Genomic DNA, 13,074 nt, shown 5'->3' on the forward strand with positions numbered 1-13,074 from the left:
CATAGATTACTCCACTGCCCCATATCTTCCCATACGCCCCCAAAGACCATGCCAAAGCCCTAAAGTCATCATTTTGATCTGTTTCAGCCGGGGTGGAGCGAACAGGGCATAGAAAAAAAAGCGTTGCCACAACCGGAACCCATCGGCCAGCTTCCAAAGAGGAGGGATCCAATTCTGCCGATAGATCCAAATCGCATTACGGAACAGGTAGTAATGCCTCAAGGGGCTTCGAGCCACGACTTCACGCCCCAGAAAGCGAATAGGTTCCTCTCCCAGGGTGTGGAACATCTTCGCGCCGCAGACCCCATAGGCCTGATATCCCTTCTGCCTGGCCCGCAATATCCACTCGATATCGATGTAGTCGATGAACAGCGCCTCCACCATGCCGCCTACCTTGTCTAATACTGCCATTGGAATCAAGCTCCCGGAGGAAATGAGGTGATCCACTTCCAGCACCTCATCGTCCCTTTGGCAATGGCAACGCCCGATCATCAGTCCCCGCACCCGAACAAAGGGCGGTGATCGAGGCCGCCTCCGATCTTGATAATTGGGACCTAGAGCGCAAACCCGCTGTCCCCTCTGCTCCAACTGCTTCCATGCTCCATACAACTGCTCGATCATATCAGGGGCAGGGCAACTATCCTGGTCGAACAATACCACATGGGTGGCGTCCCGCTCCCTGGCCCAGGCGATCCCCTTGTTCTGGGCTGCAGCCACTCCCTGATTGTCAGGCAACGCTAAGCAATGGAGATTGGCGACGCCCCGTTGCTTCAGCCATTGGGGAATGTCCCCTCCCGAGGCGTTATCGACGACCACTACCGCTTCGACCTGAGGCGAGACCGCGAGGAGCAGCCGTTCCAGGTCCTCCCGATCCGGCTGGTAAGTGATGATGACCGCGATGCAGCAATAATTTTTTCCTCGCTCCAACCCTAAGCACCATTGAAAATCATGATAGAGGCGGCTTTGGCTTTAGCCGCCAAGCACGTTTGGGAACAAATCGCGGCTAAAGCCGCCCCTCCACGGGGTGATTGAAAAACCTTGTCTAGCGGCCATGACAGGCGGCTTCATAGACTCGCAAAGGGTCTATTCCTGTTAACCGAGGCGGTAGCGAGGGGGCCGAAGAACGTCGGTAACCTTCGATAACAAGATGCCTTATAGGCTCTAAATGGGCCTCGCCATCACGGCTGGCCTGCTTGACTCGCGCCAGGGTCGCCATAAAAGATTCCCGAGTTTCTGAAGACACCAACTCCAGGATTTGGTCCAAGATTTTATCCACATCCTGCCAATCCTCCATTATCCAACCTGCCCCCGTCTCCACTACTCTCTCTTGGAGTGTGCCTATGGGAGGCGCTAACACTGGCCGGTCAGCCTCCCAGGCCTCGGAAAGGGTATAAGAAAAGGTTTCAGGGCCTGCCGAGGGGAACACCACCAGAGAAACAGCGTAATGATCTAGCAAGGCAGGCAACTCCTCCTGCCCATAAGGGCCATGGAGCGTTAACACCCGGTCCTCGCTTTGATAAGGTACGGGCGGATCGCCTTGACGATCTGTGTATCCGATCACCACCCAGCGCAGCGGCAATTTTCGCTTCCGGGTTTTTGCCACCAACTGCTCTAGCTTTCTGGCACCTTTTACCGGCCCAATAGCACCGAGCACGCCAATGGACTTGATGCCATCCTTTGGCAGCAAAAAAGCGCGGAGAGCGCCCCCTCTTAGCTTGGGAAGATCTAGATGGGGGATATTAGGAATGACGGTAATAGGAACCGTAGGGAAATAGCGGTTAAGGGTATGCTTAACCCAAGCCGACGGGGCAAACACAAAAGCGGCTTTGGATAAAAATTTCTGATGTTTCCAGCGCCATTCTTCCATATCGATATGGGCAAAAGATCCTTGCGCGCCAAGACATTGACGGCACAATTCCAGATCGGTCGTGGCATTACAATAATGGCCACTGCCATCCAAAAGATTAACCGTTGGACATGCCAAAAAGAAATCATGGACACTAACGCCATAGGGAATCACTGTTCCTGCAAAGGCCTCCAGCAAACCATCACGGCAACCGGCAAGGTGATGGATGTGGCACAGTTTAATCTCCAACCACCCACACATTGTCTCCAAAAAATCAGTCCAGGTTTCACCATCCCGGCGTTGAAAACGATAATGTTGCTCTTCCTCTCCAGAAATAAGCCCTTTGACCACCCACTCCTGCTCTAAGGCAATCAGCAAATAGTGTCGAAATTCACCCCCAATCAATGTTGCCAGATTTCTGATATAGGCCCCTATCCCACCACCACGGCCCCGCAGCACCGCAGGTCCCCCATGACCATGCATAATATGCAGGACTCCCGGCATTTCAGGGGTAGAAAGAATCTGGAGCTGGGTTTTAATCAATTGCCGAATCGGCTGGAGCGGATCCTGTTTGATAAAACCATTGACCTGTTCCAAATAGGTGGGGTGCTTGTTCAGCAGCGCCGCCATTTGCTTTTCTGCGATGACCTTTTTTTCTTGGCCAAAGGAGCCTCCGCCCCTATGGGCCACATAAGCATCGCTACAGAGCACATTCCGAAAGCCCGCTTCTATGGCACGCATGCATAAATCATTTTCCTCCCCGTACCCCTTGCCAAAAGCATCCACATCAAATAATCCCACCCTATCCATAAGCGCCCGGCGGATATATAGGCAAAACCCAACCCCGGTAGGAAGCTCCGGATAGACGGCTATCCTGGCCTCATCCATAGCGAGATTGATCAATTCTGGATTTTCAGGGAAGGGATTTTCCCGGCAAAAATCAGGGAAAGAACAGATTTCCCCATTATTGGAGAAAGGAGTAATGGTGCCTATTTTGGGGTCCGAAGCAGCACAACGCTTGAGTTTTCTAAGCCAATGTTGAGTCACCAAAGTATCGGAATTTAACAGCACCACGTCATTTCTGCCGATGGACATTCCCCGATTGGCGGTGGCGACGAACCCCTGGTTGTGCTCATTTTGCAGCAGCACAATATTCTCTTCTCCCGCTGTCCTAAGCTCTTCAAATAAGGTCTGAATCCGGCTATCGGTCGAAGCATCATCGATGAGCACCAGTCGATAAGGTTCATCCGTGCAGCGGCGTATGCTCTCTAAACAGGAACACAGAGGTTCATAAGCATTATAAATAGGAATCACAATATCAATGGACGGGGAATCGGCCTGTTCGATTTTTGGGCGGTTTAGATACCAACGTTTCAACGGCCGAAAAGGTCGGCGCATCCAGCCGCGAAAACTTTCTTGATAAGCAAGCCGAGTTTCTAAATAGTGGACCAAAGCATTGGCTTCGGCCAACTGCTGTTCATAGGCGGCGAGTTCCCGCTGCTGCTGCTCGACTTGTTCATGAAGCCCTTGCAGATCTCGAGCACTACTTGCAAGCAATTGCTCTTTTTCTTGCAACTGACGTTTATGATGGGCAAGGAATTGACCCTTTTCTTGCAATAATCGATCCCGCTCTTGTATTTCCCGATCCTTCTGCCCCAGGCGTTGGGCCAATGCCATGAAATCAGCGGATTGAGGCCAGGAGATTTGGAACTCCAAAACGCCCCCCGCTTGCAATAACGCTAAGGTTTCAGTCTCTAGAGACAATTCAAAGTAAGTCTCTTTGCCCATTAACAGGACATTGACCCCCAAGGCAGTCATCCAACTACTGGAGAATTCCATCTGGTGGGTTTTATTCACCGGCAAAGGGGCCCTATCACCATTCCATCGCCAAATACTGCGATTTTCCTTATCGTAAAGGTCTATTTGGTAAATTCGCATGAAACCCGGCCGATCGGCGGGATTGAGCCGTATCCCGGTGGGAACTTCAGCCAAGGGAGGAATAGAAAAACGGATCACCTGGTGTTCGGCGCCAATACAACCGAGGGTACAACAGCTATTTTCCTGGTGATATTCTGCCTTTCCGAAACGCCAGTAGAGTTGGCAAGCAAAATGGAACTCAGGGGTAATGGGGGTCGCTTCCGGTTTTTGAATTGCTTGTTTTCCCGGTGTAGCCTCAACGATAAATTGATAGGTCAAAGCATCAGGGTAGGCTTTCAATAAATGATAAATAGCGGGGGGCAAGGTCTCTAAATAATAGCCTCGGAATTCACTCGCTCTCATATCGCAGGGGATTGCCTCTACCGCAAGGGGAACCAAATCATGGCGATTGAGAAATTCCAATAGGGATTTGCGAGTAAAAAACCGCAAATGGGTGGCATCCAACAATCCCTCGGGACGGTAGCGAAATTCTCCCGATAGCAGTTCAGCAATCACTCCCGCATGGGCAATATTAGGAATGGATAGCAAGATTCGCCCATTTGGCCTCAATAAGGCGGGCAGTTGGGAAACTACCGCCCCTGGATCCTTTAAATGTTCAAGGACATCGGCACAGACGATATAATCATAACGGCGATGCTCGTCCTCCCTCTGAACATTTTCTGGATGTCTCGATTCGGTCCCGGTGAAGCAATTGGGAAAAAGCGCCCTTAGATCCACTCCTTCCAGATCGGCTATCCGCAAATCCCGATAAAAAGGTTCGGCTAGCTGGGCTTGTTCAAGACTGAATTCCACGCCATCCACAATGCAATTTAATGCTGTGGATAAATATTTCCCCAAAACCCCAGGGCCGGTACCTAAATCCAATACCTGGGTATTGGGTCGGATAAGGCGGGCAATTTTAGCCAGGGAATCGTCTCCCTGGGGATCTAACTCCCGGGCATAGAGATGACTTTCTGAGAAAAACTGGTCCATAATGATTGATTGGGAGAGGTACTACAACCTATAACCGTTAATTAATAATGCACGCTAGTTCTTACCAACACATGTCTCGCCTCGTCGAGGCTTATTTCAGTCACCGCGACTCCCTCGATATTCTTGACTTGGGCAGCTATGACGTCAATGGAAGTTACCGCCCCCTTTTCGAGCAGCCAAGCTGGCGCTATAGAGGAATGGATCTTTCCCCAGGCCCCAATGTGGATATTGTCCTCTCCTCCCCCTACCGCTTTCCCCTCTCCACAGACGATATGGATCTGATTATTTCCGGGCAGGCTTTCGAACACATCGAGTTCTTTTGGCTGACTTGGCTAGAAATGGTGCGGGTGCTCAAGCCTGGCGGGATGATCTTCCTGATTGCCCCCTCCCGGGGTCCCGAACACCGCTACCCCGTGGACTGTTGGCGTTTCTACCCCGATGGCTTTGCCGCCTTAGCCAAGTACGGCGCCTTAGAACTGATTGAAGTTCGCACAGACTGGGAACCTCACCCCGAACCCGATAGTGCGCCCTGGGGAGATACGGTCGGGGTATTTATGAAACCCAGGCGCAATTATACCGCCCGTTTCTATGAACGAGCTCAATATGCGCTGCGCCGGCTCTTAGAAACTCGCTTATTTAAGTAGGACAGGGACCCCCAACATTTAACCCTTATTGGCGGGACTACCCTTCGGGCGTAATCCCCTCTTCGCTGAAGGCAAGATTCTCCTACGGCTTCTAATTCCATGGCATTTTATTATTTAAAAAACCCTTGTACCAACCACCAAAAGTGCCAAGCAGGGGAGTCCCGTGAAATGGCCTCAGAGAAACAGCCCGCCAACGCTTCTACAAGTTGATGCTGATCCTGGCTAGGCAACGGACCGGTAACATGCAAATACCGCTGTCCCGTCGCATGATTGAGGGAGACCGTGAAGGCCACCGCGGGAATAGCCTCGTTCACCGCTAGCCGGACCAGCCCACTGGGCCACCAGGCCTGGCGCTGAAATAGCTGTACTGGCAAACAGTTCCCCCCTTCGCTAGGGGGAACATCAATCAGTGCCACCACAGATTTTCCCTGCCGTAGGGTTGCAAGCAGGCGAGGCACGCTGCCTCCTTTATAAATCACCTGGGCTGACCCCACCCTTTCCACTTCCCGGAGTCGTAACCGTGCATAGTAATAAGCCACCCGACGATGAGCAAAAATCTTTTTATCAAGGCGGACAGATAAAAAGGCCGCCGTTATCCCTTGGCTGCGCAGATGACGCAAAGACCACAATCCTGTCCCCCAATGGAAGGTAATAGCCAGAAAAGGGGTATTTTTAGGCCAATCCGACCCGGTAAAACTCAGGTATTTGCACATCCAACGATCGGAGCGAAAAAGGGAGAGGTAAAGATCCCCATGATCCACAAGCTGAATTAAGCGGTAAGCGGCACACCAACGAGCGGGATCTGCCACGGGAATAATACTTTGTGCTGCTGCTAGGGCCTGTGCCGTCTGCTCCCCATAAAGCCATGAATATCGACTCAAATAGCGGTAAAGCCGGAAACACAAAGGCCAAGGGAGGAAAATCGCAGTCCCTGGCAATAGCACTAATTCCACCAGATCCTTAAATTCCTGCCGTAGCCGAATACACAGCCGCGTCCCCATCGCCATTACAACTTTTTTCTAGGGCAGGCCTACTTGCCACTCATGCTCTAAGCGGCACAAGCCAATTTCCCGGGTCTGTCCAACAACTTGGAACTCCCTTTCTACCACATCAAACAGCCGCATTCCCTCTGGATCCATGGCATGGACACATAGCTTATATTTGCCTGGCAGGAGAGAAAGACGGGGAAACGTCAAGGCAAATAGAAAGTGCTTAAGTTCTCGCCGGTTCAGTACAAAACCATCGATATCGGAGGTAAACCCATATACTTCGGTGCCGTTGGCCCGGATAATCCCCACGGCTACTGTCGGCACCCTATCATCAGGCGAATACAGCTCACCGCTGATTTTAAAATCTTTCCCCATGGAAATCACAGGAAGTTCATTATTCTCAGCCTCCTCCAACCATAAAGCTTTCACCTGGTAGGCAGCGGAAAATAAGGAGGCCTGGGGCTGAACTTCCTGGCGAGATTTTTTCTCATGATAGGCTAGATATTCTTGGGTGACCTGAAAAGCTTCCCCATAGGAAACCATGCGTCCTTCTTTGATCCAACAGGCCTTTTGGCAGAGCTTTTGGACATGGAACATGCTATGGGAACATAGCAGTAAGGTCCCGCCGTTTCCTAGGTAACCTTCCATCCAACGAATGCATTTCTTCTGAAACGATTCGTCGCCAACGGCCAGCACTTCATCGGTAATAAGCAAATCAGGCTGCAGCGCAGTAATCAAGGCAAATCCAAGCCGCACCACCATACCGGAGGAGTAATGTTTGATAGGTTCATCGATATAAGAACCGATATCCGCAAATTCGATAATTTCCCCAAGCTTATCCAAAAGTTCAACGTCGCTCATTCCCATCAAGGCCCCGGAAAGCTGGAGATTCTCCCGTCCCGTATACTCTGGATGAAAACCCGCTCCCAGTTCTAACAAAGCCCCAATCCGGCCCGAAACCTGCACCTTGCCAGTGGAGGGCTTGACGATTCCCGCCACATGTTTTAGCAAAGTGGATTTTCCGGCCCCATTCTCCCCAATAATCCCCAGGGTTTCCCCCCGGTAAACCTCCAACGAAATATCTTGCAGCACGGGGTAGCCTGAATACCCCTCTTTACTCTTTAACACTCCCCAGAGCGCACGGAGCCGATCCCGGGAGGAAGTCAGCTTAGGATAAATCTTGCTGACTTGCTCAAGCCGCACTAGAGGTTCTTTAGTCATGGCCTTATTGTATTCCTCCTCCAGCTATAAAAATTCCTCAAACCGCCCAGAGCAACGCCGGAACAATCGAAGCCCCGCCATAAAGACCAGCACGCTGCCCAACACAGCCAGAACATCGGCCCCCGAGGGACTCCATCCCCCAAACATCAGTAAGGCCCGCAAGCGGTCGAAAAAATAACTCAAGGGATTGGCCAAAATCAACGTGCGGAAGGGCTCTGGCACTAGAGAGAGAGGATACAAAATCGGCGAAGCATAAAATAAAAGCATGAATACAGGCGCCAGCACATGCTCAATATCTTTCAGAAACACTTGGAAGACCGACAGGATCAGAGCGACCCCTATAGTCAGCAACAAAAGGAGACCTAACAGCAACAAAACTAAAGGCAAAGCACTGAGAGACAGCTCAGCGCCAAGAATCGTAAGCACCCCCAGTACCAGTAAAAATCCTACCCCATGAACCGCATAACTGCCCCCTACTGCCGTATATACCAATAACTCATAGGGCAAGGCAATTTTTTTAATAAGCCCGGCATTATTGGTAATCGCTACCGTCGCCCGTAATATTCCCTCATGGAAAGCCAGCCAGGGCCATAGGGCAATGGCCACAAACACCACAAAGCTGTGCTGTTCCAACTCCGGAAAACGTACCCGAAAAATGGTGGTAAACACCAGCGAATAGATGGCAAGTTGGGCCAAGGGTTGAAGTAGCACCCAGAAATAGCCGCTAAAACTACCCAGATAGCGGCCCTTGATCTCGCGCACCAGAAAGTGCCGGAAAAGGGCACGATGTTGCCATACTGACATGCGTAATTACACCCCTTCCGTTGCTAGACTGAATTTTTCACACAATACAAAGGTAATACTCTTTTCTGTCCCTTCTCCCCTGGCGGGAGAAGGTGAGGATGAGGGGGTTAATGAAAAATGTTTGGGACTTACGCAAAAGACCCGGAGTCATCATACCTGCGAAAGCGGATATCCTGGGGTTTTTGGCGGATGCGCTGCGCTTATCCGCCCTCCATCCACTGACCTGCACATATGTAGGGGCGGCTTTTAGCCGCCAAGAACCTTCGGGATTAAATCGCGGCTAAAACACGCCTCTACCCTAATATTCAATAGCCTTGAACAACCCTGAGACTCCAGGGAGAAAGCGAACAAAAAATCAATCCCCGGAGTTCGACGCAGGCGTGGCCTCTGGGCTCCGCTGTCCAGGAGACCCTTGCTTCAGATTCTGCCAGGCTTTCCGATTCATCTGAATGCCTTCGGCATTTCGAATCTGATTGAGATGGGTTTGTACCACTTTGTTCAAATAGGTTTGTTGGGCTTGCTGGACTAGTTTATCTTTAACCTGCTCAAAGGATTGCGTCCGGGCAGGCTGCCGTTCCTCAAGGCGGATAATATGGAATCCAAACCGGCTTTTTACCACCGGGCTGAGGTCGCCGGGCTGTTGCAAGGCAAAAGCGGCTTCTTCGAAGGGTTTGACGGTGTTGCCTCTGGCGATAAATCCTAGATCCCCTTTGTTCCGTTTTACGGAGGAATCTTCCGAATATTCAACCGCCAGTTCTGCAAAGGGCTTTTCTTCGGTAAGGGCCAATTTGCGCACTTTTTCCACCAATTGCTTTGCCTCTTCCTCGGAACGCTCTTCGGCCTTGATAAGGATATGGGAAACCTTGACCTGCTCCGGCAGTTGGTATTGTTCCGTATTGGCTTGATAACGCTCTCGGGCCAGGGCCTCAAAGTCGGGATTGTCCGCCAAGGCCTGCTCCCGCAACTGCCTGAGACGGGCCTTGCCCAGAATCTCCTCCACTTCTAATTTGGCTCGTTGCTGTATCAACGGATTTTGGTCCAGGCCCTGCTCCCGGGCTTCCTGAGCCAGCACCCGGTAGACAAAAATTTTATCCAGCAATTGGTGAATCCGCTCTCCGCTGGCGTCCACATTCGCCCGGTATTGCTCAGGCACCGTCGCCAGCTCCGCTCGATAGTCCGCCCCCGTCACCACCACATCCCCATATCGAATCAGCACTTCCTTCTCTGGCTTGGCCGCTCCTACCTCGAAAGCCATCGCCACCAGCCCGATTAAGATTGACGCTAGCCCTCTTAAATTGAATATCTCATGCATACATTATCACCCTTGATTTTTTAGCTTCCATCCAGAATTATAAGGGCTTATTTTATCGCCTAACCCAAGTGGCCGCCTAGCAGGATCTGTCCCCAAAACACCCGTGCACAAAAAAACCTGCCCCATAAGCATGGGGCAGGTTGCAAGCAACAGGGGCAAAGAGAAACGCAATACTCTACTTCCCCCGTTTTTTCCGGAGACTAGGGCCGGACAAACAAGGCACAGGCCTTACCCTGGGGGCAGGAATCTCGTCCCATTGTCATATCGAAATGGCGGATATTAAACCAATAGGTCTGGCCCTCTTCCAAGGTACACACTCTGGAATCTCCCTTGTGCCGGCCGCTGAAATCCACCAAGATCCGATCATTCAAAGCTTCCTTACTACAGCCCGGCGTCACCGTGAAGTCCCCCGGACAACTGCTAACTACGGCCCATTTAAGGGGGCTGGGGCCTAGGGTGTTTTCCGCAAACTGAATTTGCCCCTTGCCACCCCTGAAATGCCGCTGGTCAAAAGACAAGGCAACGGCTTGATTCCGCCTGATTTTGAAAGTAGTAATCACATTAGGAATGGGTTCTTCCAGGACCGTTAGCCCCTCGGGAGTCGAGCAGCCATCCGGAATGGGCGGCGTATTAGGGTCGTCGTCCGAGTCGGGGGGAGGATCAACCGGGTCTGGGGAAGGATCAACGGGTGGAGGGGCAGCGGAATCATCCGCTACAATCTCAATGGTTTTATAATTAGTGAATAGCTCCCCATCCACAAACACTCTAACCTCACCACTACTGCTCTGGGCTGCTACCAGGGCCGCTAGAGCTAAAAAACAGCGACTTTTCATCTCATCGTCTCCTTGATAACTGGCAATACCACTATATCGCCCTCGTGCTTTCAAAGAAAGCAAATCTCGCCATATATAAGCGTGAGCGTGCCCCTATCATCCCAAGCCATGGGACCGGAACGTAACCCCACACTAGCCTAACTTAGCGACCAGGGTAGCACTTCCTTAAGCCGCAAACCGCCAACTCTCTCCCACTTTCCATTGCCCAAGCCGGCATAAATAAAGAGCGGACGGGCCGGCAGGCCCGTCCGCTCTTTAATTCAAGCCGCAATAAAAAATCTAGGTAGGTTACTGGAGCTCGGCGCCTGAACCTGAAATCTGCCGACTAAAGCTATGGTCGAACATCCCGCCATAGTTGATGAGCACACCCTCCTGGTCGACGCCATTGACATATTCCTGGACCGCAAAGCCAATCACCGGCAAGCCGAAAAACTCATTCCCTTCATTGCTTAACAGTCGATGGTCTTCATCATTAAAGGTAAGACGCATCCAGCCATCCTCTCCCACCGAGGAGGTATCCACGTTCAATTCCAGCTCGGAACCCAAGACGCTGCCGTTATTAAAGGTAATGACATTGGTCTCCCAGCACAGGGCATTGACTCCTCCGGCCGGCTGGGGCGAGAAGTCTATTCCCCCCCCGGTCGTCTGCTCCTCCCGATCCCAAATCGCTAGCCCCACGGGCTCACAGGCGCCATTCACCGTGAAAGTTTCGGTAAACGGAGGAGTAGCAACGTCGCCAGCAATATGGAAGCGCTTGGTGGGGAAGGTAATGACCCAATCGGTGGCGGCGCCAATGGACTCATCGGTCACGAAATGGTTCATGACCGAATCATGCATTAGCACCGAACTGGTGGAATCAAGCCCCCTGTTCCAAGTTGATTGCACCACCGTCGGGACATTGGTCGCTCCCTGTTGGGAAACAAAGACATCACTACTTATATCCGCACTTTCAACACCGGGAAGCAAGCTCCCTGGATTAGTGTGGAAAGGCTCAAAGAAGAAGAAATTATCCACGGCGGTCGCCTTGTAGCCATGGGCGGTCCCCCGGCTCACATTGATGACCAGGCCATGACCAAACAGCCCGCCAGGATTGAGTTCTACATTCGCATTAGGAGAGGTTGACCACACTCCATTGGCCCAGGATTGTTCCAGGGCAGCACAATCCGCCGGTTGGCCGTTCACATGGGTGGCCGCCGTGGCAGGAGTAAAGTCAGCGTCAGGACCTTCGTCAACAACCACCCCCATTTCGATGATTTCTAGATGTCCCTCCCGGGTTCTGTTTAAGGAGGTATCCACTCCTTCGGGTTCATCATCACCAAACTCAAAATTCCGGAATTCCACCCCTGCCTCTGGTATTGTCGGCACCGTGCAGGAGGTGTCCGGGGTAGTTAACCGGGTGCCTTCTTCAGTCGCCACTAGCGCCCCGGTCCAAACATCGAAGGGGGAGAGGTAAAGGTTGAAATCCAGCACTTCCTTGGTGTTTTGGCCATCCAAGAAGCGCACTTTAACGGCCTTGACGTCAGGCGTGGTGTTGGTCACGGTTATCAAGGTATCGTGGTCATCTCTGACCGTATAATAGGGATAGAGCAGCACTTCCCCCAACCCATCGGGGTTGATATTTACCGCCTGGGCAGTATTCAGCGCGCCGGCAGAGCCAGCGAGCGCCAGCGAAACGGCTGTGGCCAATTTCGTTTTTTTCATCACATTCTCCTTTTCTTTAGAGTGTCAAGTACCACCGAACAGGACCTAAACGGAACCTAAGAAGTTAGCTTAATAATTCGCCTAAGGCAATTGATTCTTTAGTTATCTTTCCTCATAAAATTAGTAAAGCCTCCTGCCTTCATCTCATAAGGCGCGAAGGGTGCAAAGCAATCAAAAACTTAAAGTGGTGAAAGCTCCAGATTAATCTTCTGGAAGAAACCACCACTCCCCATCTACCTCGGTCCATTTTTCCTTAATGGGTCTTTCCCCTTCGTAATTCCCCACCCTTGGATTGGCATAGCGATAGCGGATGTTGACGGTTACCTCGCAAGCTTTATCAGCACAGGAAACATTCTTCAAAGTAGCCTCTTTCCATTGGACTGCTTGGCCGATGCGCGCCCGATAAAGGTCAAAAGAGTTCACCGCGCGATAGCCAGGACTCAAGTACTCATAGGCCCGATTGAAATCCCCCTGGATCAGGGCCTGCCATCGCTCAGAGGCTCGACGCCCTACCTCCTCTTCAGGAGGAGGAGAACTACAACCACTTAATCCCAACAGCAGCCCGACAATTGGCAGAATTAAAATAGCTCTTGAATACGTTAGAAAAGACGCATCAATGAAAAATAATAGACTTTGCAAGAATAAGAGGTCCCCTTGTTGTTTCAAGTCTTCTGTTTTCAATCTTCTAACTTGGCGCTAATGACGCTGATTTAAATACAAAGAGTTAGAAGTCACTTTTTATCCTGAAAGCTAACTTTATTTAGCAGAGAATAACTCCGCTCGCAAGTAACTTCAATACTCAATTGTATGTCTT

11 protein-coding genes are annotated in these 13,074 nt (G+C 51.3%); 2 read left to right on the forward strand and 9 right to left on the reverse strand.

What is annotated here, in order from left to right; all coding sequences use genetic code 11:
• Nucleotides 1-6: 6 nt before the first annotated feature.
• Both E3U44_RS02645 and E3U44_RS02650 read right to left on the reverse strand, forming a co-directional pair.
• Entirely contained in the window at nucleotides 7-927 is a 921-nt protein-coding gene (locus E3U44_RS02645; protein ID WP_134356537.1) for a glycosyltransferase family 2 protein, read from the reverse strand.
• A gap of 115 nt (nucleotides 928-1,042) precedes the next feature.
• Entirely contained in the window at nucleotides 1,043-4,756 is a 3,714-nt protein-coding gene (locus tag E3U44_RS02650) for a methyltransferase domain-containing protein (protein ID WP_134356538.1), read from the reverse strand.
• Between the two features lie 47 nt (nucleotides 4,757-4,803).
• Between E3U44_RS02650 and E3U44_RS02655 the strand changes: the two genes are divergently transcribed.
• Entirely contained in the window at nucleotides 4,804-5,400 is a 597-nt protein-coding gene (locus E3U44_RS02655; protein WP_134356539.1) for a methyltransferase domain-containing protein, read from the forward strand.
• Between the two features lie 110 nt (nucleotides 5,401-5,510).
• Here the strand turns inward: E3U44_RS02655 and E3U44_RS02660 are convergent, their stop codons facing one another.
• From E3U44_RS02660 to E3U44_RS02670, 3 genes are read right to left on the reverse strand one after another with little or no spacing between them, the layout of a single operon-like run.
• Nucleotides 5,511-6,407 (reverse strand): lysophospholipid acyltransferase family protein, encoded by an 897-nt coding sequence (locus E3U44_RS02660; RefSeq protein ID WP_134356540.1) that lies wholly within the window; start codon nucleotides 6,405-6,407, stop codon nucleotides 5,511-5,513.
• A gap of 12 nt (nucleotides 6,408-6,419) precedes the next feature.
• Nucleotides 6,420-7,610 (reverse strand): ABC transporter ATP-binding protein, encoded by a 1,191-nt coding sequence (locus tag E3U44_RS02665; RefSeq protein ID WP_134356541.1) that lies wholly within the window; start codon nucleotides 7,608-7,610, stop codon nucleotides 6,420-6,422.
• A 24-nt stretch (nucleotides 7,611-7,634) separates the two neighbouring features.
• Nucleotides 7,635-8,414, reverse strand: a complete 780-nt coding sequence (locus E3U44_RS02670) for an ABC transporter permease (RefSeq protein ID WP_134356542.1) — start codon at nucleotides 8,412-8,414, stop codon at nucleotides 7,635-7,637.
• A 110-nt stretch (nucleotides 8,415-8,524) separates the two neighbouring features.
• Between E3U44_RS02670 and E3U44_RS19180 the strand changes: the two genes are divergently transcribed.
• Nucleotides 8,525-8,698 carry a hypothetical protein gene (locus E3U44_RS19180; RefSeq protein ID WP_166804985.1) on the forward strand — a complete coding sequence of 58 codons (174 nt, stop codon included), beginning with the start codon at nucleotides 8,525-8,527 and terminating at the stop codon, nucleotides 8,696-8,698.
• Nucleotides 8,699-8,769: 71 nt separating this feature from the next.
• Here the strand turns inward: E3U44_RS19180 and E3U44_RS02675 are convergent, their stop codons facing one another.
• The 4 genes from E3U44_RS02675 to E3U44_RS02690 all read right to left on the reverse strand — a co-directional run bounded on the left by E3U44_RS02675 (nucleotide 8,770) and on the right by E3U44_RS02690 (nucleotide 12,899).
• Nucleotides 8,770-9,726 carry a peptidylprolyl isomerase gene (locus E3U44_RS02675; RefSeq protein ID WP_134356543.1) on the reverse strand — a complete coding sequence of 319 codons (957 nt, stop codon included), beginning with the start codon at nucleotides 9,724-9,726 and terminating at the stop codon, nucleotides 8,770-8,772.
• 200 nt (nucleotides 9,727-9,926) lie between these two features.
• Entirely contained in the window at nucleotides 9,927-10,559 is a 633-nt protein-coding gene (locus tag E3U44_RS02680) for a hypothetical protein (RefSeq protein WP_134356544.1), read from the reverse strand.
• Nucleotides 10,560-10,847: 288 nt separating this feature from the next.
• Complete coding sequence (locus E3U44_RS02685; RefSeq protein WP_134356545.1) at nucleotides 10,848-12,260, reverse strand: hypothetical protein; 1,413 nt, start codon at nucleotides 12,258-12,260, stop codon at nucleotides 10,848-10,850.
• Nucleotides 12,261-12,461: 201 nt separating this feature from the next.
• Entirely contained in the window at nucleotides 12,462-12,899 is a 438-nt protein-coding gene (locus E3U44_RS02690) for a hypothetical protein (RefSeq protein ID WP_134356546.1), read from the reverse strand.
• Between the last annotated feature and the right edge of the window lie 175 nt (nucleotides 12,900-13,074).

It is taken from the genome of Nitrosococcus wardiae (genome assembly GCF_004421105.1).
In the GTDB taxonomy this organism is placed as follows: Bacteria; Pseudomonadota; Gammaproteobacteria; order Nitrosococcales; family Nitrosococcaceae; genus Nitrosococcus; species Nitrosococcus wardiae.

Bases quoted from the DNA above. Each gene is read 5' to 3' on its own strand.
- E3U44_RS02650 (WP_134356538.1), bottom strand. From the start codon at position 4,756: ATGGACCAGTTTTTCTCAGAAAGTCATCTCTATGCCCGGGAGTTAGAT.
- E3U44_RS02655 (WP_134356539.1), top strand. From the start codon at position 4,804: ATGCACGCTAGTTCTTACCAACACATGTCTCGCCTCGTCGAGGCTTAT.
- E3U44_RS02660 (WP_134356540.1), bottom strand. From the start codon at position 6,407: ATGGCGATGGGGACGCGGCTGTGTATTCGGCTACGGCAGGAATTTAAG.
- E3U44_RS02665 (WP_134356541.1), bottom strand. From the start codon at position 7,610: ATGACTAAAGAACCTCTAGTGCGGCTTGAGCAAGTCAGCAAGATTTAT.
- E3U44_RS02670 (WP_134356542.1), bottom strand. From the start codon at position 8,414: ATGTCAGTATGGCAACATCGTGCCCTTTTCCGGCACTTTCTGGTGCGC.
- E3U44_RS19180 (WP_166804985.1), top strand. From the start codon at position 8,525: ATGAAAAATGTTTGGGACTTACGCAAAAGACCCGGAGTCATCATACCT.
- E3U44_RS02675 (WP_134356543.1), bottom strand. From the start codon at position 9,726: ATGCATGAGATATTCAATTTAAGAGGGCTAGCGTCAATCTTAATCGGG.
- E3U44_RS02680 (WP_134356544.1), bottom strand. From the start codon at position 10,559: ATGAAAAGTCGCTGTTTTTTAGCTCTAGCGGCCCTGGTAGCAGCCCAG.
- E3U44_RS02685 (WP_134356545.1), bottom strand. From the start codon at position 12,260: ATGAAAAAAACGAAATTGGCCACAGCCGTTTCGCTGGCGCTCGCTGGC.